At 68.3% G+C, this 23841-nt stretch carries 15 protein-coding genes; 1 reads left to right on the top strand and 14 read right to left on the bottom strand.

Annotated features, from left to right (window positions below):
• Positions 1–99: 99 nt before the first annotated feature.
• From ACH4KB_RS26055 to ACH4KB_RS26030, 6 genes are all read right to left on the bottom strand, one after another.
• On the bottom strand, positions 100–2262 hold the full coding sequence (locus tag ACH4KB_RS26055; protein WP_398068312.1) for a DEAD/DEAH box helicase: 2163 nt from the start codon (positions 2260–2262) through the stop codon (positions 100–102).
• The gene (brxD, locus tag ACH4KB_RS26050) at positions 2259–3608 is read right to left on the bottom strand and encodes a BREX system ATP-binding protein BrxD (RefSeq protein WP_398068311.1); all 1350 of its coding nucleotides are present in this window, start codon (positions 3606–3608) and stop codon (positions 2259–2261) included. The genes ACH4KB_RS26055 and brxD overlap by 4 nt, the downstream gene beginning before the upstream one ends.
• Positions 3605–6481: a BREX-2 system phosphatase PglZ gene (pglZ, locus tag ACH4KB_RS26045; protein ID WP_398068310.1), complete on the bottom strand. Its 2877-nt coding sequence runs from the start codon at positions 6479–6481 to the stop codon at positions 3605–3607. The genes brxD and pglZ overlap by 4 nt, the downstream gene beginning before the upstream one ends.
• On the bottom strand, positions 6481–10620 hold the full coding sequence (locus ACH4KB_RS26040) for a hypothetical protein (RefSeq protein WP_398068309.1): 4140 nt from the start codon (positions 10618–10620) through the stop codon (positions 6481–6483). The genes pglZ and ACH4KB_RS26040 overlap by 1 nt, the downstream gene beginning before the upstream one ends.
• 159 nt (positions 10621–10779) lie before the next feature.
• Complete coding sequence (locus tag ACH4KB_RS26035; RefSeq protein ID WP_398068308.1) at positions 10780–11214, bottom strand: hypothetical protein; 435 nt, start codon at positions 11212–11214, stop codon at positions 10780–10782.
• A complete protein-coding gene (locus tag ACH4KB_RS26030) occupies positions 11214–11597 on the bottom strand; it encodes a hypothetical protein (protein ID WP_398068307.1) in 384 nt (127 codons plus the stop codon). Before ACH4KB_RS26030 ends, ACH4KB_RS26035 begins: the two co-directional genes overlap by 1 nt.
• A 165-nt stretch (positions 11598–11762) precedes the next feature.
• Between ACH4KB_RS26030 and ACH4KB_RS26025 the strand changes: the two genes are divergently transcribed.
• Positions 11763–12047 carry a GntR family transcriptional regulator gene (locus ACH4KB_RS26025; RefSeq protein WP_398068306.1) on the top strand — a complete coding sequence of 95 codons (285 nt, stop codon included), beginning with the start codon at positions 11763–11765 and terminating at the stop codon, positions 12045–12047.
• 45 nt (positions 12048–12092) lie between these two features.
• Here the strand turns inward: ACH4KB_RS26025 and pglX are convergent, their stop codons facing one another.
• From pglX to ACH4KB_RS25985, 8 genes are all read right to left on the bottom strand, one after another.
• Positions 12093–15875, bottom strand: a complete 3783-nt coding sequence (gene pglX, locus ACH4KB_RS26020) for a BREX-2 system adenine-specific DNA-methyltransferase PglX (RefSeq protein ID WP_398068305.1) — start codon at positions 15873–15875, stop codon at positions 12093–12095.
• A 271-nt stretch (positions 15876–16146) separates the two neighbouring features.
• On the bottom strand, positions 16147–16452 hold the full coding sequence (locus tag ACH4KB_RS26015) for a hypothetical protein (protein ID WP_398068304.1): 306 nt from the start codon (positions 16450–16452) through the stop codon (positions 16147–16149).
• A 625-nt stretch (positions 16453–17077) separates the two neighbouring features.
• Positions 17078–17626: a hypothetical protein gene (locus tag ACH4KB_RS26010; RefSeq protein WP_398068303.1), complete on the bottom strand. Its 549-nt coding sequence runs from the start codon at positions 17624–17626 to the stop codon at positions 17078–17080.
• 20 nt (positions 17627–17646) lie between these two features.
• Positions 17647–19815, bottom strand: a complete 2169-nt coding sequence (locus ACH4KB_RS26005) for a hypothetical protein (protein ID WP_398068302.1) — start codon at positions 19813–19815, stop codon at positions 17647–17649.
• A gap of 68 nt (positions 19816–19883) precedes the next feature.
• Positions 19884–20309 (bottom strand): hypothetical protein, encoded by a 426-nt coding sequence (locus ACH4KB_RS26000; RefSeq protein ID WP_398068301.1) that lies wholly within the window; start codon positions 20307–20309, stop codon positions 19884–19886.
• Between the two features lie 153 nt (positions 20310–20462).
• The gene (locus ACH4KB_RS25995; RefSeq protein ID WP_398068300.1) at positions 20463–21935 is read right to left on the bottom strand and encodes a hypothetical protein; all 1473 of its coding nucleotides are present in this window, start codon (positions 21933–21935) and stop codon (positions 20463–20465) included.
• The gene (locus tag ACH4KB_RS25990) at positions 21935–23293 is read right to left on the bottom strand and encodes a KGGVGR-motif variant AAA ATPase (protein WP_398068299.1); all 1359 of its coding nucleotides are present in this window, start codon (positions 23291–23293) and stop codon (positions 21935–21937) included. The genes ACH4KB_RS25995 and ACH4KB_RS25990 overlap by 1 nt, the downstream gene beginning before the upstream one ends.
• A gap of 17 nt (positions 23294–23310) precedes the next feature.
• Positions 23311–23796 carry a hypothetical protein gene (locus ACH4KB_RS25985; protein ID WP_398068298.1) on the bottom strand — a complete coding sequence of 162 codons (486 nt, stop codon included), beginning with the start codon at positions 23794–23796 and terminating at the stop codon, positions 23311–23313.
• Positions 23797–23841: the final 45 nt, after the last annotated feature.

Raw genomic sequence — 23841 nt, 5'->3', positions numbered from 1 at the left:
GTCCGCCATCCGGCCAGACGAGACTTTGCGGACACGACCTCACAGGGCAATACACCTAGGGCTGTTTCGGCTCGTCCGGTGGCAGGCCCTGATGTGGGGCTATGTGTGGCTCAGCGTGATGAAGCGCGCCGGTTCGGCGAGGACGGTTCCGGCGCTCTTCTCGTCCGCCATGCGCGCAGCGAGGGTGGCTTCTGCCAGGCGGGGAGGCAGAGCTTCTCCGAATTTGAGGCCACGGATCGCCCTGCTGCTGACATCCGGCAGACACAATCCCGCCTGCGTATCCGCGCGGGCCGTCTGCCAGACCTGATGCGTGATGTCGTCGCGGAGCCGGATCCACTGGTCGCTGACACGCCGATGCGGGGCCGCCACCGAAGCCAGCGAGGCAGCCAGCGTCGCGTTGGCGCGGTGGCCCGCCCAGGTCCACCAGCGGACCTCACCGTCATGGTGCCGGCTGACCACCGTGCCGCCGGGGTGGACGACGTGCAGGTGGGCCTCACGCGCTTCGGCGAGTTTCGCCGTTGCGCGGGCGGTGAGGCGGACCGGTGGATCCTGACCGAGGAGCACGTCCCGGGCAGCACGGGCCAGCGCGAAGGAGCGGATACGCTCTCCGCCGAAGCCGTTCCAACGTGCGCGGCCCCCTTCGTCCGCAGGCTCCACGAAGCAGCGCTTGCGCGTCCAGTCGATGTAGGTCACCAGCCAGTTGCGGCCTGCGAGGAGCAGCTTGCGCGGGCCCTCGATCTCCTCGGTGAGCAGGTCGGGGTCGGTGCGGCCGATCTCGTTCCTGCCGCTGAGTACCGTGAACTCCGGCGGGGCGGTGAACATCGCGGTCAGGTTCATGAAGTGCCGGTGCCCGTAGCGTCGTTCTGCCTCCGGTCCGATGAACAGCAGTCCGCCGTCCTGATCCAGGTATCCCTCTTCGACCAGATGACGGACAACGGGCAGCGCGCCGGAACCGAAGGGGCCCATACCGCCCCACCACTCCTGCCACAGGTTCTCCCCCACTCGGTGTTCCTGGAGGCACAGGGCCAGGAGCTGCTGGGCCACCAGGTGGCGGGGCTCGGGCGGAGCGACGACGGGTTCGACCCAGCCGCGGGACCACTGCGACAGAAGGGCTGCGGTCGCCAGCAGACCCTCGGGTTCGAGTGCGAGGAAGAGGCAGTTGCGTGTGGTCCCGGCCCGGCGCCCGGTGCGGCCGATGCGCTGGAGGAAGGAGGCGACCGTGGACGGCGCGTCGAGCTGGATGACACGGTCCAGGTCGCCCACGTCGATGCCGAGTTCCAGGGTGCTGGTGGAGACGATCACACAGTCGCGTGCCTCGGCGAAGGCCTCCTCGGCACGGCGCCGTTCGTCCACGGACAACGAGGCGTGGGACAGGAACGTCGTGATGCCTTTCAGGCGCAGTTGCTCACCCAGTTCCTCGACGGTCCGGCGCGTCTCGCAGAAGACCAGGCGCTTCTCACCGCGGTGCAGGCCCGCGATGACGGTGGCGGCGTTCACGACGGAACCGACGTAGTCGAGTTCCACATCGCCGGGCGGTGGCCCCGGGACAGCCCGCTCCTGTGGCCGCATGTCCGCCCGGTGCGCTTCGGCGAGGTGCGGTGCCACCACCCGCGCGGGCCGACGCCCGTGTCCTGAGCCCTGCAGCCAGGTCAGCAGCTCGTCAGGATTGCCGATGGTGGCGGACAGACCGACCCGTTGGAGAGGTCGGCCGACGATCCGGCTCAGACGCTCCAGGACAGCGAGCAGATGCCATCCGCGGTCATCGCCCGCGAACGCGTGCACCTCGTCGATGACGACGGTGTGAAGTCCGGAGAAGAAGGCACGGTGGTCGACGTGAGTGCTGACCAGCATGGACTCCAGCGACTCGGGTGTGGTGAGCAGGATGTCGGGGCGCTGGGCGAGGATCCGGCGCCGTCGGCCCGTGGTGATGTCGCCGTGCCACAGCTCGGCCGTACGGCCCATCCATCCGGTGTAGGTCCGCAGCCGTGGATGAAGGTTGTTGAGCAACGCCTTGAGCGGACACACGTACAGCACGCTGGTGCCCTTCCAGCCGTGCCGGTTCATCCGCGTCAGCAGAGGGAAGGCCGCCGCTTCGGTCTTTCCCCCGGCCGTGGGCGCGAGGAGCAGAGCGTCTTCCCCACCCAGGAGCGGCTCGATCGCTTCTTCCTGGAGAGGGCGCAGCGAGCGCCAGCCGAGCGCGTTGACGATGTGGTGGCCGAGAACGGGGTCCAGGAGGTCGAAGACGTCGGCCGGTTCTCTCATGGATCGGCCGGGTCGTCAGGCAGTTCCAGGGCGATGTCTCCGGCACCGTGCGCGGCGCTGCGTTCCGTCTCGTTGAGCTCGCCACTGTTCAGCGTGAGTGCGTAGTGCGTACGGGGGTCGAAGTCGGGAAACTCGTCGACCCTGTCGAGAACATCGGCAACCAGTTTGCGCAGATACAGCCGCGGGGCGATACCCACCTTGCCGCCGAGGGATCCGGTGACGGCGCGGGCGAGTTCGTCGAGGTAGGCGTCGTCCACCCGGTCCGCGAGCCGCTGAGGGTGCCGGGCCGCGCCGGCGTACAAATCCCGCACCTTGCGCCCGAGTTCCCCTAGCGAGTCCAGGTCGAATCCGGCCAGTCGCAGCTGGACGGCGCGGGGCGAATCGAAGCGGGTGTCGGTCGTGAAGTCGGTGGCCAGCCGTTGGGCGAGCGGCGCAAGACGCTGGACGCCCTGCTGTCCGTCGTAGAAGGCCGGCGTGCCGGTGATGACGAGGAAAAGGCCGGGAAAGCGCCCGGCGTCGATCTCGTCGAGAAGCTGGCGCAGCGCGTTGAGGGACTTCTCCCGAACGTCACCGCGCACCCGCTGCAGGGTCTCCACCTCGTCGAGGACCAGCAACAGCCCGGGGTGCCCGCAATCCCGCAGGACGGTCAACAGCCCTTGGAGGAAGCCGAGGGCGCCGAAGTGGTCGAGGTCGCCACGGATGCCTGCGGCGCGCTTGGCCGAGGCGGCGACCGACTTCTGCCCGCCCAGCCAGGCGATCAGCGCTTCGGCGTGCGCGCCGTCACCGGCGGCCACCGCTCGGCGGTAGCCGCGCAGGGCGGCGGAGAAGGCGGGGGTGGTACGGGCGACATCGGCGAGCCGGCGCTCCAGCAACTCGTCGACGGCCCGGGCCAGCGCCTCCTCGTCCTCGTCGGGGACGTCACCACCGGCGAGGACCTCCTCCTCCAGGGCGTAGAACCAGGAGTCGACGACCGCTCTGAGGGCGGACGGCTGATGGGTGGCCGTGGTGAGCCGTTCGACGAGTCGGCGGTAGACGGTCTCCAGGCGGTGCAGGGGCGTCTCGGTCTCGGAGACTTGCACCTCGCTTACCGCGAGCCCGCGCCGCTTGGCGCGTTCGGCGAGCCAGCGGGCGAAGAATGTCTTGCCGGAGCCGTACTCACCCCGCAGGGCGTGAAACGCGGAACCTCCCCGGGCGGCGACGGACAGGTCGTCGTCGAGGGCCGCTTCGAAGCGCTCCAGACCAACGGCGAAAAGCCCGAGGCCGTTCTGCGGCACGGTACCGCGCCGGAGCGCGTCGGTCACGTCACGTCGCCGCACGACGCTGACGTCGGATGCCGGTGCGTTCATGCCGTCGCTCCGAGAAACTGCTGCTCCAGGAGTGCCTTGTCGAGCTGGACGGTGCGTCCGGACTCGACGAGCCGGATCACGGAGTAGCCGTCGATGTTGAGGAGGCGCTCCAGGACGGTGGCGAAGCGCTCCGGGTTGCGCTGCGAGCGGCCCGTGGCAGCCTGAGCGGCGGCGGCCACCGCCCCGGGGGACAGCTTTCCCCCCGCCGTGAGCAGTGCGTCGAGCACCGCGGCGACGGCCCTGTCCGGGGGCGCACCACGGACGAACTCACGCTGGGACCGGTAGGAAGCGGACCGTACGGCGCGTGCACCGACGCTGTCCTCACCGGACGCGTCCGGAGCCTGCGTCTCCGGGGCCTGCGTCTCCGGGGCCGGGGTCTCCGGGGCCAGGGTCTCCGGCCGCCTCCCGAGGACCACCGTCGTGTCGGCGTCCGCGGCAGGCTTCACGTCTTCCACAGCCGACCCGGAGGACTCGACGGCCGCCCCTGCGGCTTCCGCCGTCGGCGGCTCGACCTCGATGGTGGAACTCCTCTCGTCGTTCCACCAGTCCGGCGCGATCCGTTCGGCCGGCAGCAGGGTCCACCCCTCGGGCACCAGGTCCGCGGACGGCACCAGGGTGATCACCGGCACGGTGACCTCCGCGAGGGAGGCGCCTCCGTGATAGCCGGCCTGCCGGGCGGTGTAGCGGACCTCCTCGTTCCAGGCGAGGGTGATCCGGCCTCGCACGCGTGGGCCGGACACCTCGATCTCGCCGTCCCCGGCGGCCCCGGTGCGCCATCGAGCGCCTTCGGCCTTGTCCGCCTGGGGCCGCTGCCCGTGGCCGCGCGGGGTGCGGTCGATGATGTGGCCGTGGTCGGAGACGAGGAGGACCGGACGGCCGTAGTTGCGCGCTTCGTTCAGCAGGTCGGGCAGTTTGCCGATGTCCTCGGGCGTCCACCGGCCCCGGGCGCCCTCCCGCCCGTCGGCGAGCGCGTCGTCGACGGTGTTGAGAACGACTCCGACAATGTCGTCGGAGGCGAGCGCCTGGAGCACTTCGGGGGCCAGCCGGTGTCCCGGGGGCCCTTCGTACCCCCCTTTGTGGAAGAGCTGAACAGTGCGGTGACGCTTCTTCCAGAAGGCGGCGAACCCGGCACGCTCGGTGCTCTGTCCGCCCTCGGTGGGTCGGCCGCACAGGAGGGAGGCACGGCTGATGGTCGTCACGGACGGCAGCATCGACACGGCTGCCCGGCGCGAGGCTTCCTCGCCGGGGCGTGGCTTGGGAACCACTTCGGTCCATGCCCGCCGGTCGAGCGCACCGGCGAGCTGCACGGCGACGTCGGCGCTCATGCCGTCGAGCACGAGGATCAGCGGTCGGCCGCGCTCGCGGTCGGCCGCCGGGACGGGTGCTCCGCTGCCGTCGCGTTCGATCGGCCTGCTGAGCGGCACGGCGGCTTCGGCCAGTACCTCCTCGATGAGAAGCACGCCTCCGGGGGCCTGTTTGGAGGCGCTTTCACTCCAGAGGGAGAGCCGGTCGGCGAACTGCTCGTCCAAGGCGGCACGTCGGGCCCGTACGGCTCCTATCAGTCGCTGGTAGGCGCCCGCCACGGCCGGGTCCTGTGAGGTGTCGCCCTCGGCCAGGATCCCTACGGCCATGTCGGCCCAGCCGAAGGACGTCATATGGCGGTGGACGCCTTGTGCCACCGACTGAACCGGCTCCACGGGCTCCTGAAGCCAGCGGCCCAGACGTACCGCTGTGCGGGCGTTCTCGGTGGAGTCGGCGTACAGCGCGGCGAGGTGGTGCCCGGTGAGGTCGCGCAGCGCGGTCCCCGCTTCGCTCGCGGGGCCTTGCAGGATGCTCGCGAGGTGGCGCAGCCGGGCCCGGTAGCCGGAGGGAAGCAGTCGGTCGGTTCCGGTCAGGGGTCCGAGACGGGCGTCGTCGGCGAGCCGGTCGGCCCGGTCGAGGATGTCGAGCACCCGGGCACGGGCGTCGGCCCGCTGCTGCCCGTGGCCTTCGGCCTGGGCGATCCAGCGGGTGAGAACACCGGTGACAGCGTCCGCGAAGGGGCGCAGCGCGTCGAACGAGGCGAGCGCGGGGCCGAAGAGAGTGCCGAGTGCGAAGCCGGTGGATTCGGGCGCGGCGGAGGCGAGCGCCGCGGAGGCGAGCGCGCCGAGCGGCAGAACGTCCGCGCCGCGTCCGTCGGCGGCGAGGGCCAGGAGGGTGGGTGCGGCCGGTCCGACGGTCCGGGCGAGCCAGTCGCTGAGGCCGTCGCGTTCGGGGACGGACAGCGCGGCGTAGCGGGCGGGGCCGGTGGGCGTGCGCGTCCAGGCGAACAGCGTGTCGGCGTCCAGGTCGAGCGTGTCCGCTGTGGTGTCCCCGAGGCCGAGTCGTGCGGCGAGAAGGGTGCGCACGGCGTGGTCACGGGTGAGTACGGCTCCGGCAGCCGGCCATCCGTCGGCCGGTTCGGCTTCCAGCAGTGCGTCCAGGAGCCAGCGTTCACCGGCCATCCTGGGGTCGGCGTCGGTGGCGCCGAAGAGCTGCTTGACGATCTCGGCGCGGTCCACGGCCAGGGGCCGGTGACGGACGGCGTGGGCCCGCAGGTCCCAGCCGAGCTGGTCGGCGGGGACCGCTCCGGTGACGACGAGGACGCTGTCTCCGTCCGGGTCGTCCTCGGTGCGGTGGCGCTGCCAGACGTCACAGATACCGAGCGGGGAGTCCTGGTCGGTGACGCGGACCCGGCGGCTGCCGTCCCCGACGCGCACGGTGAACTCAGTGTCCTGCCCGGGGCCTTCGTAGGTGGCGTCGACGAGGACGAGCCGCCGTCCCGCTGCGTCGGGGAGCTCCGTTTCCAGCAGGACCTCGATGGCGCGCCGGCCCACGGCGGGGCGCGTACCCATCAGCAATGCCCTTCCGTACTGGCTCCGATACCGTCGGAACCGTCGGGGGAACCGGGGCCCGCCCCCGAGCCGCCCGAGGAACCGGAGCCTGCGGCGCCACCGGTCTGCGCACCGGGGTCGACGGCACGCCAGATGATCTCCACAGGCGTGTCGGGGTTCCCCGCCCGGAAGTCCTGGATCTCCTGTCGCACGGCCGCCAGTTCACCGGTGAGGAGCGTCTCCAGCCCGCTCGCTCCGGCCTGGACGACCCGTCGGGCAGCACGGGGACCGGGCAGCGCGGCACCTGCCGCGCCTTCGGCAACGGAACCGTTCGTCACGCCGGACGCCGGCCACAGGAACTCGGGCTCCGCAGGCCCCGCCGACGGTTCCTGCTGCGAGGAGACCGCCGGGTTTCCGTGGTCGGTGAGGGAGATCGCCTCGGGCCCCGGCACGGGAGCCGGTGGCAGCGGCGCCGTCCGTTCCAGTTGGAGCGCCGCGTCGAAGATGCCCATGGCGGTCGACCGCACCTCACGGAGCACGGGCGCCAGTGGCCGCTCGAACTCCGATGCCCGCACGGTCTCGGCGATGTGCTCGAAGAGCCGGCCGGCCCGGTCGCCGACACTGTCGTCCCGGTTCCGGAGGCTGTGGACGCGCTTCAGCACCGGCCAGTCGGTGGCGTCCAGGGCGGCGAGGACGTCTTCGGCGCTGTCCATGGTGTGGGCCAGTTCCCGGGCGGGGGTCTGGTGGGTGACGGCGGCGAGTTCCCTGACCAGAGCGGTCGCGTCGGTGCTGTGCCGCCCGAGCCGTGCGAGCACGGTCGCGGCGTCCCGCAGGGTCGCGGCACGCGGCGCGGGCGTACCGGCGTCGAGGCCGATCAGCTCCGCGTGCCGGTCCAGTGCGCTGCGCACCCCCGCCACGTGCTTCTCGTACTGGTCCGCCTTGGCGCGTACGTCGGCGGCCAGCCGGTTGACGTTGCGTGCGTACGGGTGAGGCTTGGCGGGCACGCCGAAGAGGTGCGCGGCCCGGTCCCTGGCCTTCTCGTACTCCTCGGCGTCGGGCAGCGGAAGAGCCCGCAGCCGCCAGGGGGGGCCGATCGACAGGAAGTCGGGGGCCGTGCTCTCGGGGCCGGACTGGAGGACCCACGCACGGTCGTCGAGCAGGGCGTAGGCGGCGATCAGCAGGTTGGTGGTCTGCTTGTCCAGGCCGGAGTAGCCAAGGGGTTCCCCCGTGATCCAGCGGCGGATGTCCTCGACGGAGAGGTTGTCCCGCTCCTGGTTCTGGGCGGCGGCCTGGCCGATACGGGCACGCCAGTCCGCGCGCAGGACGAGCGGGCCGTCGTGGACCGTGCCGAGTTCCAGCGGTTCGACGATGCGTTTCACGGTCGCCACGTGGTTGCTGTCGATCTCCGCGCGTCCCCCGTCGTCCATGGCCCGGGTGATCCACTCCAGGGTGGTCCGCAGCTCTGCCGGGGTGACGGCCTTGCGCTGGCCGTGCCGGTCGGGGCCGAAGTCCGGGTGCTTGGGGTGGAGCGCGGCGAACATCCCGTCGGCGAGATGGACCACGTTGTCCGTGAACTGCTTGCCGCCCTCCAGCTCGGGGCGGGAGAACTGCGGCAGAAGGGACAGGACGTGACGGCCCTCGACCACCTCGACGGCCCTGGTGCCCTCCCTGGGAGCCGAGATGCCGTACACCTCGCCGAGCGAGGCGACCAGGGTGTGCGTGAGGGTGTCGCGGCCGATCTCCAGCTGGCGCCGGGCCTTGACCCGGTCGTCCGGCGCGTAGGTACGGGTGTACTCGTCCAGCCGGTTGCGCTCCAGCAGGAAGTTGATCCGCATCAGCCGGCCGAGCTGTGCCTTGCGCTGCTCGGAGAAGAAGTCGGGCAGCCAGACCAGGGTGGCGGCGGACAGCCCGTTCTTCTTCAGCTCCACCACCCGCTGGTAGTCGTCGCTGGGGTAGCGGCGCTCGTCGTCGTCCCAGGGGTAGTCGACGACGAAGCGGATGTTTCCCCGGTCGGAGGGGGTGAAGTGCTCGTCGGCCAGCTCGCGCGGGTCGCGTACGTTGCCGAACACGAACTCCACAGTGCGGCGGGTGCCCCGCCAGACGATCTCCTTCTGGACGAGCAGGCTGTCCTTGACGCCGAACAGCTCCCACAGCTGGTCGCGCACCCAGACCCGGCGCACACCGACCTTGTCCTCACCGCTGACAGCGTCGAGCAGCGGCTCGATGTCCAGGTCGGACAGGTGCAGGGAGAACACCGGGTCGGTCCGGCCCTCGGCGAGCAGCTCGCTGTGGAAGGTACCGCGCAGCGCCTGCATCCGGTCGGCGACCTTGTCGCCGGGCGGAACGGTCCGCGACCGGACGGAGCCGTGGTTGAGAGCGGCCAGCCGCGCTCCGGTGAGCCTGCGCAGCGCCGGTACGTCGGGGGCGAGCGCCGCTAGCAGCAGCGTCTTGACGAACCGGTCGTCCGCCAGGAAGTCGGGGTGGTCCGCGCGGCCGTACTGCTCCAGGAGATGCTGCTGCGCCTTGGTGTGGAACTTCTCGGCGGCGTCGGACTCGTGCTTGAGCTGCTCGGTGAAGGCCGCCCCGGTGCCGTCGACGAGGATGTCCCACAGGTCGCCGAGCGGGATGAGCTGCCCGAGCGGCGCGTGCGCGTTCTTCTCCAGGAGCTGCTGGACCAGCTTCAGTCCGCTGCGCTCGCGCTGGAGGGCGCCGGAGAGCGCGACGAGCACGTTCAGCAGGGCGGGCGAGAGTGGGTAGACGGCACGGAAGTCGTCCCAGTTCGCGCTGGTGGCGCCTTCGTCGTCCAGCAGGATGTCCTTGACCTGCTGGTTCGACCGGTCGATGCCCGCGAAGGCGCCTTCCAGGACCTCCTCCTGGCCCGGCTTGGCCTTGAGTACCCGCTCCTTGATGATCTCCGGGAGGTTGCGGTCCTCCAGGTTGATGACGGTGAAGCGCTCCTTCAGATACTCGAGCGCCTGCTCCATGTTCTGGACGTCGGAACCGAGGATGTCCTTGCCGACGAGCTGGGACAGGTCACGCTGCCGGGAGATGAACGAGACGATCGGCACCGGCCGGTCCGCGTTGCCGGACTCGATGAGCTTGACGAGCTTCTGGATCTCCTCGTTGACCCAGGTGCGCTCCCGCATCCGGGCCTGGAGCCAGAGGATCAGCTCGTCGAGGAAGAGCACCACCCCGTCGTAGTTGAGAGACCGGGCGTGCTTGCTGATCTCGCTGAGTCCGTCGTCCAGGGAGACGAACGCGTTCACATCGCCGGCCTTGCCGGTGGCGTACGACTTCATGGGCCCGCTGAGGAGAGCGGAGACGAGTCGCTTGCGACCCTCGTCGCCCGCGGGCGCGGCAAAGGCGGCGTCGAGCTCGGCGCCGGTCCACCCCCCGGCGGAGACGGCGCCGATGGGGGCCAGGCCGCCCTCGGCGACGGCCGAGCCGATCGGTGCCAGCCCGTCGCCCTTCGCAGGCTCGGCAGCCGCGGCGGGCGCGGTCGGCGCGGCGCTCCCGCTGGTGGGCAGCAGCCGCGCGAACGCCTCGTCGCCGAGCGACTGCCGCATCGACCAGGCGTCGGCCAGCAGCCCGTCGGATTTGTAGACCGCTGGGGTCGTCGCCTCCGGGCGCTCGGCACGTACCGCCCTCACGTAGCCGTCGAGCAGCGCGGAGTCCAGGCTGGCGGCGCCGATCAGGTGGTAGGGCACCATCAGGAACTTCTTGCCCGGAAGCCAGTCGTTGTGCTCCCCGACCACCTCACGCAGCCGGGGCTTCTCCCTGGCCGCCGGGTCCCCGTTGAGCACCGCGTGCAGCACGGTCAGGAAGTGGCTCTTGCCGGCGCCGAAGGAGCCGTGCAGATAGGCGGCGTACGAGGTGTTCTTGCGTACCGCGCCCCGCACCAGCCGCAGTGCCTTGTCGAACTCCTTCGCCAGCTGCTCGGTGACCACGTAGTCGGCCACCGAACCGGCCTGGGCGTCACCGAAGCCTTCGGTCAGGGCGACCTTGAAGTCGCCCGCGTGGGCGTCCTCCTTGATGTGGAGAACATCCCTCAGCACGACATCGCTGCCCCTGGCCATCAGCCGCTCCCGTTCACGCCGCGTCCGCCCGGCCCTGCCGACCGGTCCCTCGACGGTCCGGGCCCGCCACCGGGCCCTCTTCACGTCTCCTCCATCCTGCCAGCTCGGCAGGACAGCCAGGGACGCCCCGGGGAAAGAGCCCGGACACCCCCGCCCCGGTACGGGTACGGGTACGGGAGTGGACGAGCCACGCGCACGCCGTGGGGTGCGCCGGTGGAGGCTATCGGGGCCGGATCGGACGGCTCACCGGTTCGGTTCAGTCCGCCCCGGTGCCGCGGTGTCGCCGGCGTCGCCGGTGCCCACGTCCCGGCCCACGGCTTCGTGCTCGGTCAGGCCCTCGCCATCGTCCGGGCCGCCGTCCTCTTCCTCGTCCTCATCGGATACGTACGGCAGACGCATCCCACGGGACTCGGCAACTCGCAGTGCATCGCTGAGGCACTCGGCGAGCCTGATCCCGGCATAGCGCACTTCTCCGTACGGGGACATGGTGTCCCCCAGCACGGCGCGTGCCCGGTGGAGGACCTCGGCACCGGTCTCCAGCTGCTGGTCCTCCACGTCGTCGGCCAGCGCGGAGAGGCGGCTGCTCGCGTCGTCGGTGACCAGGTAGCACGGCTTGCCCCCGAAGGACGACCAGGGAAGCAGTCGGGGCGAAGAGGCGGCGTCCGGAAAGGCGTCCATCAGGCCGCCACCCCCTGCGCCCCGAGCACGTGCAGGTCGAGGTCCAGCCCGAAGTCGGCGGCGAGCACCAGGGCGATCCGGCGACGCCGCTGCGCGCTCTCCCGGTCCGCGGCGAGAAGGTACGGGCGCACCAGCGCGCTCGCCCCGCCGTCGAGTACGTGGTCCAGCCCGTACGGAGACCGGGCGGCGGGAAGGCGGCGGGAGTCGGGCCCCGGTGCCCCTTGGCGACGGGCCCGGCCGCAGGCGGTTGCGGGGGGCGCGGGGGTACGGGCAGAGGTGCGGCCGGGACGCGCGGGGGCGGTTCCGGCACGGTGGCTGCCGGTACGGGGGCCGAGGATCAGCCTCAGCAGCCATGCGGTGGTCCGGCGGATAAGGTCGTACATGTCGACGCTCCTAGCTCAGCGTTGGCCGCGCCCCGGGAGGTCTAGCCACCTCGCCGGGGTCCTGCTTCGTCGCAACAGAAGGCTACATCTCCATGCAGCCCTCTACATACAAGTGCAGAGGGATTCACCCAGGCGTGCAGGGTCACCCTTCTCTACGTTGGACGTATGAGCGATGCGGATGCTGTGGAGACACCCCTGGACCCGATGAGCGCGAAGCCGCTCTACATGCAACTGGCCGACATGGTCGCCGCCAAGATCAGCTCTGGAGAGCTGGCACCCGACCGGCCGATCCCCTCGGAGAACCACCTCGCCGACGAGTACGGCGTCGCACGCCTGACCGCCCGCCGCGCAGCGCAGGAACTCCGCGAACGGGGGCTCATCGTCACCGTGCGAGGCAAGGGCTCGTTCGTCGTGAAGAAGCCGCCGGTCAAAGGCGAAAGCCCCGCCTGACGGCTACTGGAGTCGAGTAGCACGTCAGGCGACTGGTGCCCGCCCCTACTCGGCGGCCTTCTTCCGGCCGGCCCGCTTCTTCTCCGGGCGCCAGGCGCGGAGATCGTCCTGTGACAGGTTGCGGTCGACCGCGCCACGGTTCAGGGCGGTCTGGAACTCCTGGGCGGGGTTGTCGCCCCACTCCTCGTCATACGCGTCGTACCACTGGTGCACCCACGGCATGATCTCCCGCAGCCCGGCGAGCAACGGAACGAAGCGCGGGTCGTCCACGCTCCAGCCGTCCACCGAGGCACGGTCAATCAGCAGGTTCACCAGAGCCTCGGCCTGGTCACGATGGTTCCAGCCGGCCCAGCCGAGAAGGAGCGACGGGTCGTTGTCGGTGGAGGCTCCGGGATAGGAGACGAACCGTTCCTTGGGCACGTCGAGCTTGCCCCGGTTCGACCAGTAGGAATGCTTGAGGAAGTCGGCACCGGTGTACTTCGGCGGAACGCTGATGCCGATCCGTTCCCCGGTCCGGTCCTCCTCGCGCTGCTGCTCCCACACGTGCTCCCAGTCCTCACGCTTGCGCAGGCCGGACTCCTTGTAGCGGAGCGCGGCGAGGTACGGGACGTGCTCGGTCTCGATGAGGGAGGCGAGCACGGTCGCGAGGGAGGCGTCACGATTGTCGAGGTGGTCGGCGGCGTAGAGCGCGGCGACGGCCTGGACGTCCTCGTCGTGCCGCAGGGCGTCGGCGAGCTGGAAGACGGAGAGCGTGCGGGGCGCGACAAAATCGTTGCGCTCCTCGAACCACAGGTCCTTGCGCTCGGCGGCATCAAGCAGCCAGGACCGGAGGGCGGCGGCCTCGCGCTTCTTCCACGGCTCGACGGACCAGCGACGCTTGTACTCGGGGCGCTCCAGGAGCCGGATGTCCCGGTTCGACTCAATGAGGTCGAGGCGGGCCTGCACGACCTTGCGGTAGGCCTCGGGCCAGTCAGCGGGAATCTCGGCGGTGGCAGTCTCCGTGGAACCGTGACGCTCGAACCAAGCAGTGTCTGCGTCTCCGGCATCCACCTGACGCTTGAGGAGGATCTCGAAGGCGCGCTCACCGAGGCGGAGTTGCGGCACCTCGGGCTCGCCCAACGCTGCGTGGTCTCCGGGCAGTGTGGTGCGCGCGACTTCCTTGGACGTGAGCAGCCCGTAGGCCCCGTACACGGTCCAGTCCAGCTCCTCCTGGAGCAGGATCATGCGCGCGCGGATTCGCTCCTGCGCCATGGATGCGTCGGCGAGGGCCGTCCGGGCGGGGACGCCATCTACAACGAGGGCGGAGGGCTCGTACTCGGCCAGCCTCTGGGCGAGGGTGTCGAGTTCGCGCGCGAGGGCAAGCGGGAGGGACGCCGGGAGAGGGAATTCCTGAAGCTTGGTGCCCGTGAACTCGTAAAACCGTTCCCACTCCTGGGATTTAAAGCCCTCATTGATTCCCTGGCTCCCCTTGTCGTGGCTCACCTGCTTCAACCAGAAGCAGGCAGCCGAAGAGTTGAGAACCCCCATCAGCTCAAGATGCTGATCCTCAGTAGCCCCTTCCGGCAACTTGATCACCGGGGCAGAGCGGTTGAACACCTTCCCACCGCGATCCAGCACAAAGTGATTGTGCGTCGCCACAAAAGAAAACGGGATGAGCATCGCAGCTTTCGTGCGTCGCCAGGAAAGCATGATGTGTTCATTCCATTCCATGCCTCTTTCTTCTCGGGTCTTGCCGAAAGTCAAGCCCGCACGCAAACTACTCCTGTAGGGCCAAAAAAGGGCAGTGCCCTGCAAGGACGTGTCAACAGCTTCGTCCCGGTAAGGCCAAAGCACTACGGCTTCCGTACTTGCAAGCCAATCTCTGGTGACATCACCCGTAACAAGAGGCCTGCGGGATACCTTCTCCTGCTTCCACGCTGTAGGGAGACGCTCGGCACCGAACACATCGTCCTCGCCCAGGATGTCGTGGAATCCAATGGATTCGATGACGTTCCCCAGCCTCCGCGTGTGGTCTACCAGGGCCTCCATCACTCCGTTGGCGCCACCGCCACTCAGCGACCACGGATACGAAGCGAACCGCCCCCGCTCCACATCCGCGACGCTCACCCACTCGGACTCGCTCCCCGGCCTCCGTACCTGCTCGGTGATCGCGACCCAGACAGTCCCGAGCGTGTTCTTCTCCGGGACGGCCGCCTCCCCCCGCACACCCAGCACAGCTCGAATCGGCTCCGCCTGCCGTGCCATCTGGTTCCGGCCGGCCAGGATCACCGTCGGCGTCCCATGCCCAGGGATATAGGCCCCGGACGTGTCGATGATGTGCGACAGTTCCACCCCGCCGAAGTCACGCTTGCGCCGGCTCTTCGGGTCCTTGTACGGCCCACCGTGGAAGAACGACTCGATGAGCAGCTTCCCGAACTCCCGCTTCATGAAGGAGTTGGAAGTGATCTGCCCGGTGAAGCCACCGTTGCGCTGATCACCGCCCGACCGGATCGCCAGCTCGAAGATCCGTTGGGCGAACGGCACCGACAGCGCGTATTTACCCGAGCAGGCCCAGTACACGTCCCGGTAGTTCTGGTTCTCCTGCTTGTCCTTGACCGTGATGTACGGCGGGTTCGCCACCACCACGTGGTACGAGCCGCGCCCCAGCAGGTCCGTGCTCTTCACGAAGTCCTGGACGTCCTCCGTCCGGTACGTGAAGACCTCCCGCTCGACGACGTCGTCGAAAGTCCGCCCGTCCTCCTGGCCGGCCTCCCGGCCGTGCAGCAGAGAGTCCCCCACGGCGATCCGGATCGGCAGCGCGGGAGCCCGGCGGAGCTCGCGCACCTCGCCCGCCTTCAGCGCCGCGACCAGAAGGCGGAACCGGGCGATGGAGGCCGCGTACGGGTTCTTGTCCGCGCCGTGCACCGACTCCAGGGCACGCCGGATCAGCAGCCACCGGTCCGTGCCCGGCTCCAGCTCACGCCACTTCGCGAGAATCCGCTCGAACAGGCCGAGCAGGAAGTGGCCCGAACCGCACGCGGGGTCGATGCAGCGCAGACCGCGCACCTGCTCGTCCTCGTCGACCTCACCCCGCCAGCCGTCCGGCCTGTGCTTCCACACCGGGTCCAGGCCGAACTCCTCGACGGCCGGCTCCAGCGTGAGGTCGAGGATGAACTCCTCGACGAAGACCGGGGTCTGGAGCAGCGCGTACGTCTTGCGGGCGTACTCGGACAGGTCCTGGTAGAGGTCGCCGAGGAAGCGGGTGTTCAGCTCGGGGTCGGTGAAGTCGTAGCGGACCTCGTTGTCCGCACCTCGTTCGCGCCAGAAGGCCAGCAGCCGGGCCGCCGCCTCATAGGAGGGAGTGACCTCGCCCATGGGGTTGTGGCGCTCGTCGAAGAGGCCCTTCGCCGTGGGGTGCGCGTCGGCGAGGGCGTCGAAGGAGGCCTTCAGCCAGTCACGGTCGTTCTGGTCCGGGAACCGCCGGAAGTGCTCCTCGTGCCGGTCCTGGGCCTCCAGCAGCCGCTCGCCGGGACCGGACAGCCAGGCGTCGGGGATCAGGCCGTTGTCCTCGCTGAATCGGACGAACACACAGCCCAGGACCCAGGCGGCGGCGATCTGCACCAGGCGCCCGCCGAGCCACATCCCATAGCTGTCACCCGTCCGGTCCGCGGCCACAGCCCGCTGGTACTCCGCGCGCAGCGGCTGACCGAATTCCTCGCTGCGTGACCGCTCATAGAGGTCCGCCTCCAGCAGTGCGACCTGCTTCTGCAACTCCTTGAGCAGATCCTCGAACATCGCCTCGCGGTCCTGCGACGCACCCGTCGTCGTACGGGCTTCCTCAGACGACACCGGCGGAACCCTCTTCCCATCCCCGACAAACCTGCCGTGCGGTCACGGCGCGTGCACCCATCCTGCCAGCACAACCACCCGCGCCCCCGGCCACGCCCGTCGCCCCCGGCTTAGGTCACGACTCACCCTCGGGTCGGACGCGCCCCGGTGGACATCAGGAGGGCCGGGCCCTCCCGTTCACATCAGGGTGATGTCACGGCACCGGGAGCGGTCCGTCATCGGCCACCTGGGGCAGATCACCCAGAAAGCCCTATCCTCGCCCTCGGAGAGCTCACTCGCACCATCCCTCCATCACCCCTGGAACGTAGGAGCGCAGAAGCTTCTCGACGTGCGTACGCCACTCCTCCACAGGCACTGACCTCTCGACATCATCACCGATGCGCATCTCCACAACCAAGTGCCCATATTTCCCCGACTTGGTCTCCGGCGACTCGTACCGCGGCTGCCCCGACTTCGGCACGCACACCATCCACGCAACCGCACCGTCCTCACCCACCGCCGCACTGGTAACAGCCCCACCCAGCGAAACACGCCTCAGATCAACATACTTATCGGACGCCTCTCGCGCGATATCCACCTCCCCACCCTGCCGAGAGATAGAAATCGTCAGATCCGGCCTGTCATCAACTATCACGCTACAGCCACGGCCGGCTCCAGGACCCAATACGCCGTCACTGGCGCGTTCCCTGACTTTTTCCCCAGGAGGCAGCAGCGACTTCAGATCCGATGGAGTCACCGCAACATCACAAATACTGTGCGGAACAGAATATTCGTAACCACCGTTGTCGGTTGTGCAACTGGCGAGGAAAAGCACGGAAGCACCCATCCCAACGAAACCGAACCGACGCTTCATGACCCCAGACCCACCAAGCGACGCGCAGTAGCGTTCCGTTATTAGCAGCGTCATCGATCCTTTCAGCGGACATCCAGAGATCTTCGCTCTGCTCCATCTCGGGGTTCCTCTCGCGCCAGACCTTGGACAGCTCCGCCAGACGCCCTTCACGATCCGTTCCAGTCGCCAGGTCATTGCGGGCTTGCCCGTCCTCGCCGCTCGCCGACAGCCCGCCTATCTCTCATTGCGCGGGGCCACCTGGCCAGGCTCCCGTCAGCCTACGCCTGGAATCAGCCGCAGCCACGGTTGACGAATGCACAGCGATCGCGGCTTTTCTCCAGTAAATACTACTCAGAAAATCGCAAAAAAGTCACTCGCACCAGACGCCCTGCACGCCTGAAACATAGGAACGCATGAATTTTTCCAAGTCGATTCGACGCTCTTGCGCCTCATCACCTCCCTTCCCTCCTCCGCCGATGTGAACCTTCAGAACGAGGTGGTTATACGGATAGCCGTCCATCTCGAATTGAGGTTGACCACCTTTAGGCTGGCACTTCATCCACGCGGCGGCACCGTCGGCCCCGACTCCCGCACTCGTCACGGCACCACCCAGCGAAACCTCCCGGAAGTCCGTATATTCTTCGGCACCGAATTCCGCGACATCATCGACTGCACTATCGCGCGCAATAGATACAGCCAAGCCGATCTCCTTATCCACGACCAACCGACAACTGCGGTGCTCGCCGGATTTTTCCCCCACTTCAACAGCAGTGGCCTTCATCGCCTCCCCTGGGGGGAGAAGGGGCTTGACGTCGGACTCGTCGACTCCGACTTCACAGATCTTCGCCGGAATAGAGTACCCGTATTCCGGTTCGCCACCTGAACACCCAGAAAGGACAACAAGAGCGGCACCAACCATGCCGTAGATTCTTCTAGGCTTCATGATCCCTTGCCCGCCAAACCGCGCGCCGTGCGATTTCCGTCATTTGCAGTGCCATTGATGTCTGAGATCGTGGACTCCCTTGAGTTACCGTCGATCTCACCGGGATTCGCCGCTCTCCAAATGTCAGCCAGGGCCGCGATCCGCCCCTCTCGGTCAATAGACGTTGCCGTGCTGTCCCTTGCCCTGCCTTCCTCGATCTTTTCCGTCTCACCTTCGAGCCATTTAGACGTCAACGCATCTACACCCCGCTGCGCGGCGTCGCCTCCGTAGGGGATGAAGTTCGCCACCCCACCCCAGGTGTGATAGTCCATCTTGGCATCCCAGGTTGCCTTGCTTTTCGCGTCATCCGCATCCACCGCCAGCCCTTGGTAGCGGGCCTCTTCCAGGAATCCGACAGTGTGACCTGCTCTCCTCCAGGTCTCCTCGTGCCCACCCTCTCCAGTATTGATGTCGTGGACGATTTCCCGGTTTATGGAGTCCTGGAGTGTGAAGTAAGCGAATCGATCGCGCGAGATTTGCTTCGATACCTCAAGAACCTCTTGCCGATCCAAGGGGCTGAGATCCTCCAGTTGAGAACTGGCCGTGGCGTGCACCTCATTCCCATAATTTCCCATGACCACCGCCATAGGTGTACGAAGGCTCGGAGGAAGATCGTCTCCCTCTGCTGAAAGATGCTTCAACGCACCCTCGAAGACACGGTTGTTGGCCTCCGAATGCTCGACATAGCCACCGCCCGAGTTGTTCGGATCGATGCCGGTCGTTCCCGCGACCAAAGCCGCACCGAACCCTGCACGGCCCTGAGCATCCTCGATATCACTGTGGCGCAACGGGTCACCCCACACGGTGTCGGGATCAAACGGGCTGCGCATGCGCGGGTGCCCGTCGACGACACCCCAGTCCCGATGGCGCGTCAGGTACTCCAGCCGGTCGTTGCCGTCCTTCGTTCTGCCGTCTGCCGAGCGGGAGTCAGATTGCGGGTCGAGGAACGCCGCCGACGCGTCGGGGTCCTTGCTCATGACACCCAGCAGGCCGTCAAGAGGGTCATTCGCGAACCATTCGTCGCGTGAGGTGACGAAACTCTTGGGCAGGTCCCAGTTGTCGTTCCCCTTGTCGGCCTTCTCGACAGCGATGAGATCGTCACCGATATCATGCATGAACTGGTCCGAGTAGCCTTCGCCGTGCTGCATCAGGGTGACGATGGACTGATATCCGCGGACCTTCTCCCCCTGCCAGTCGTACCGTTTCATGCCGGACTCCTTCAGGCCGGCCTGAAATTCCTTGTAGAACGGGGATCTCGGATCCTGCGTCGCCGTCGCCAGCGCGTTGGCCAGCCCCCGCTCGGCCCCGAGGTAGTGCTGCTTGCTGCCCGTGTCCGAGTCGTAGGCCAGGGTGTTGAGCTGGTTGGTGACCTTGATGGTTCCCTCGGGGCCGAGGTGGTTGAGCACCGTCCGGCTGAACCTCTCGTCGTCGGCGTTGTCACGCATGAGCCGCGCGTACTCCTCCGGGTCATCGGGCGCCTTGCCCGCCAGGAGCTGATCCGCGTACTTCTTGGCTTCGCGTGCCTCGACCACCTCGATGTCATCCACAGCCGACGCGTTGAAGGAGTGTCCGGCCCCGGTCAGGTTGTCCGCGAACTCCTCGAAGAAATCCTTGATGCCTGCCGCGTCACGGAGCGCAAGCTTGGCTCCCTCATCCGCGTCATCCACCGCCCGCACCGCGGAAAGCACCGCGGTGGTCCAGCTCATCTCGTTGGCAGCACGAGCTGTTTCGTCGAAGAGGCCGCCCTCTGGCTCATCGACCTTGCTCGTGTCGAGGTGCGCCCGCCCCGTGGCGTCTATGTACAGGCCCGCCTTTCGCGCCGACTCCACCAGCTCCGTCACCGCACGTATGCGCTCGACGAACTGCGCGTGGATGTCCCGCAGAATCGATGCGATGGCCCGGGCCTCGACCACAGCGGCGTCGAACTGCCGGCGCGACACCGCATAGCGGGAGGCAGCCGCGTCGGCGCTCTCACCAACCCAGACACCGCCCTTCGCGACACCCTGGACCTGGGTCCCATAGGCCTCGCCGAGATCCTCGAACCCGTCGGCCATTCGGGCCCACGCAGCGGCGGCCGTGGTGAGCGGACTCAGCCGGACAGTGACGACATCCTGGTAGGTAAGCAACTCTTGTCCTTCGCTCTGCCGAGGGTTGCCCCGTCCACTCCTCGCGGAGTGCGGGGCGGACGACGTGGTCAGGCGTCCCGGCGGTCGGCCGGACCCGGCACGTCGACGGCCGTCATGGAACCTTTCACCTCGTGGTCGACGTACTGGAGGTCGCTCTTCGCCTTACTCAACGCCACTTGGTCCTGCTCCAGGCGCGCCTTGAAGCTCTTCACCTGGAGGGCCCACTCCTTGTGGGCGTCCCGCAGGCCTGCACCGGTTGCCCAGCCCTTGAACTCGCCCTCCGCCGCATCGGATTCCTCATCGGCGTGCACGCCGGCTCTGCCGACACCCGGACGGATGTGCTCCCTCAGCGCCTCGACCGCTCCGCGCTTGCCTTTTGCGTCAGTCCTGAGGTCCGCCGATCCCGCGGCACCGCCCGAGCTGTTCAGCTGCATACCGCTGTCATGCCGAGCGGCGACCTCGGCCTTGATCTGTTCCCACTCGTCCCACGCCATCGATTCCCCCGTGGCCCGTAGATTCCGCCTGTGCGTCGCAGCTGAGGACAACAGCCCACATGCCGTCGACACGTTCGACTTTCATCCTAAACAAGGCACAGAGCAACATTCACAGGAGTAACTGCGCCGAATTCCGAGCTGTTCGAGCCAGACTCAGGAAGGACGCGGCACCCCGCCACGGCGGCCGAGACCGAACGCGATCCTGTACACGTCGGGAAGGTCCAGGCGCCCGTCACGACGGGGCGGGGTCATGACGCCGAGGGCCATCAGCTCATCGATCAGCCGGGGCAGGTCGTCCGGATGTCGCGGGCCGGTCCGCACCAGACGCGGTTCGTCGGCCTGCGCGTAGCGAGCGGAGTCCTTCGCCAGTTCGGCCGGCAGACCCGACCGGGCCCACGTCTCCAGCACCGTCCGCTTCTCGATGGGCACCTGGCAGCCCGCGAGCGGCCGTATCGCCAGTTCCACCCACGGGGTGTCCTCGCCGACCTCGTCGACCCGGCGCTGCGACGCCTCCTGCACACCGGTGCGGATCGCCTCCTGGTGCAGGGCCCGCCCGTGGCCCCGGTAACCGGTGTGCGTGCGCTCGGCCGCCGTGAGGAGCGCCTGGAGGAAGCTGCGCGGACTGATCCTTCCCAACCCGTCCATCAGATGGTTGGGCAGCCAGGTGTACGGCTTCCCCCTGCGGAAGTTGCTGCCCATGAAGGGGTCCGCGATCTGCTCGAACAACAGGGTCTGCGTGTCCTCGTCGTTGCGCAGCAGCAGTGGCGGGACGTGGCGCGTGCCGTCCGGTTCGGAACCCCAGCCTCCGGTGCTCCTCCGAAAGCGTCGGGCCGTCTCCCTGTCCTCGTTGCCCAGGCAGTGGAAGAGCAGCCCGTACAGGTCGGTCCTGTTCCAGGTCAGCTCGGCCGCGTATCCGGACAGCTTCGACGCGTCCGGGAAGTGCTGCCGGGCCGAGTCGAACATGTCCGGGCGGATGAACACCTTCAGCCGGATGTTCCGGGTACCGAAGCGCATCTGGAGGGCCAGCCGCAGAATGCCGCCGACCAGCCGGTCCGCCTGTTCCCGGTCGGTGTGCAGGTGCTCCAGGGCGTCGAAGAGCAGCAGGTGAACCAGGTTCTTCCCGTACGCCTCCCGGTCCGCGTGCTCGACCGTACGCTGGGCCTGTTCCGGATTGAACCGTACCCAGGCCACCTTGTCCGACCAGTTGGGCAGAGCACGCAGTTCCTCCTGGCCCAGAGCGGTCAGAAGGACTGCGTACCAGATGTCGTACGTGTCCCCGGACGCCACCAGGCTCCGAAGGACCTGCGGGCCCGGGTAGCAAGCGGACAGCATCTCCAGGCCGTGGCCGGGCGAGACCGTCACACGGCGCAACCTGCTGATGCGGTACTCGGCGGAAGCCAGATCGCGCAGGCCCTCGTCGAGCAGCGAGCGGTACCAGAACGTCTTGCCGACGCCACGACCGCCCGGCACCACCGTCGTATCGACGTAGAGGGCGGTACGGTGCGAGTCGGGCATGAACAGGGTGTGCGGGGACGGCGGGCGGGTGTCCGCGTACGGGGCCTCCTCCAGCGCCGCCGACAACAGGTCGCGGTACTCGGCGGCGGTGAGCGGGGCCTCGGCCGTCATCAGGGTCCTTCCTGGTCCGGGCGCCCCCGCAGGTCCATCTCGATGCGACGGGTCGTGGTCTCCAGGAACTCACCGTACGCGGCCTGCACGAAGCGGCGGTCCTGCCAGCCCGGAGCGTCGGCCGCGTCCATGCCCACCAGACCCGGTTCGAACAGGATGGGGACGGCCCAGTGCGGAGCCGACTCGTCGTTCAGCCCGCCGTCCTGCGCCTCGTCCGCCGCGACCTCGTCGTACAGGGCCTCGAAACACTCGTACGCATGGGCACGGAACCGCTCCAGGTAGGACTCCAGAGGAAAGTGCACGGAGTCGGGCACCATCGAGGCGACCATGCCCAGCTTCTCCCGGATACGCGGAGCCTGACCCGAGGACTGCCAGGCGGCGAACAGGTCTCCGTAGCCGCTCCATGTCTGGGCGTTGTCGGTGCCGAACAGAAGCGCCAGGTCACAGAGGCGGGAGATCGCGACGGCGGCGATGTCGTGGATGCCTGCTCTGCTGTCCAGCAGCACCACGTCGGGGCGCCGCTCGTGGTCGCCATCACGTGCCACCGCGTCCTCACAGGCGTGGACCGCCCCCTCCAGACGGGTCGCGAACGACGCCTCAGGGGTGTCGGTGTAGACCCGGTTCAGCTTGTCGACGTACGCGTTCGCAACCTCGCCCGGTTCCGCGTCACGTCCTCGGGCCGGGGCAACCCACAGCTCACCGATGCTGTTGCCCGTGCGGCGGGGGGTGTAGGGCGAGCGGGTCACGAACTCCAGGCCCTCGGCGTTGCCGACCGCTGCCTCCACCAAGTAGTCCACGAGGCCGTGGCGGGGCAACTCCTTGCCCATCAGGAGCGGTCCGGCGCCGGGCGATTCCAGGTCCAGATCGACGACCAGGACGCAGAGGCCCCGGTCCGCCAGGTGCCGGGCGAGCATGGCCGTGGCCGTCGAGCGGCCCACACCGCCCTTGAACCCGTACAGCACCGTGCGGTGCGTAGGAGTGCTCCCGGGCTCCGGCGCGGGCGTGCTCACCCTCGCCCAGTCCTCGCCGACCACCGTGTTGTCGAGGAAGTGAACCGATCCCATGGCAGCCGGCCCCGTGGGATCGGGCACCGCGCGCGTGGAGTTGAGCAGCGCGCCGGCCGAGAACATTTCCGAGGCGACGAGAACGGCCCGGTCGGACCGATAGCGGCCTGTCCGGCGCTCGAACTCCCCCTCCCAGGACTGCCGCAGCCCGGCCGCGGCCTCCTGACGGTCCTGGTCGTCGACGACCAGGGTGAAGCAACCGAGAACATCCCGCACCAGGAGGACGGGAAAACCCTCGGCCGCTGCCGCACGGGCGATCGCGAAGGCGTGCTCACGGGCTTCGTCGAAGCGCACGGGAAAGGAGGAGAGGGTCACGGGAGCCTTCGGTTGATCACAGCTTCTTCGTGCAGGGAAAGTATGCGATGCGCGGCGTCCCGGCGCTTGTCCACCACGTCGGCCTGTGCCCAGCCCCCGTCGAAGTACCGGTACTTGACATTCCACTTCTTGAAAACGCGGAGATCGCTGTCGAGCAGGGCGTGGAGTGGCGCTCCGGAGCGTCCGCTCGCGAACAGCTTGATCTCTCGGACCAGTTCGTTGACGTGGCCGAACTCGATGATTCGTTCAGCATCTTCCGGGTGCCTCACCCGCGGCTTGGCCGACGGCTTCTCCTCACCCTCCAGCGGCCCGATCGCCACCTCTGTGAAGCGCAGTAGCAGGCTCTTGACCGCGCACTCCGCCGCGAATCCGTAGAGATGATCGGCGGACGGCAGACAGCTGCCCTTCCGGAGATAGTCGCCGTCGCGGAAGTGCCGCGTCGCGGCCGAGGCGAAGTGTTGTTCCTGCGTCAGTTCCGGCACAGAACTGATCGTAATCCGGCCCACTCCCCGATGAGAAGAATTTCG

Source organism: Streptomyces sp. NPDC017520, from assembly GCF_044329855.1.
In the GTDB taxonomy this organism is placed as follows: domain Bacteria; phylum Actinomycetota; class Actinomycetes; order Streptomycetales; family Streptomycetaceae; genus Streptomyces.
The sequence above is the reverse complement of the archived record's forward strand: the minus strand, read 5'-3'. Positions and strand labels throughout refer to the sequence as shown.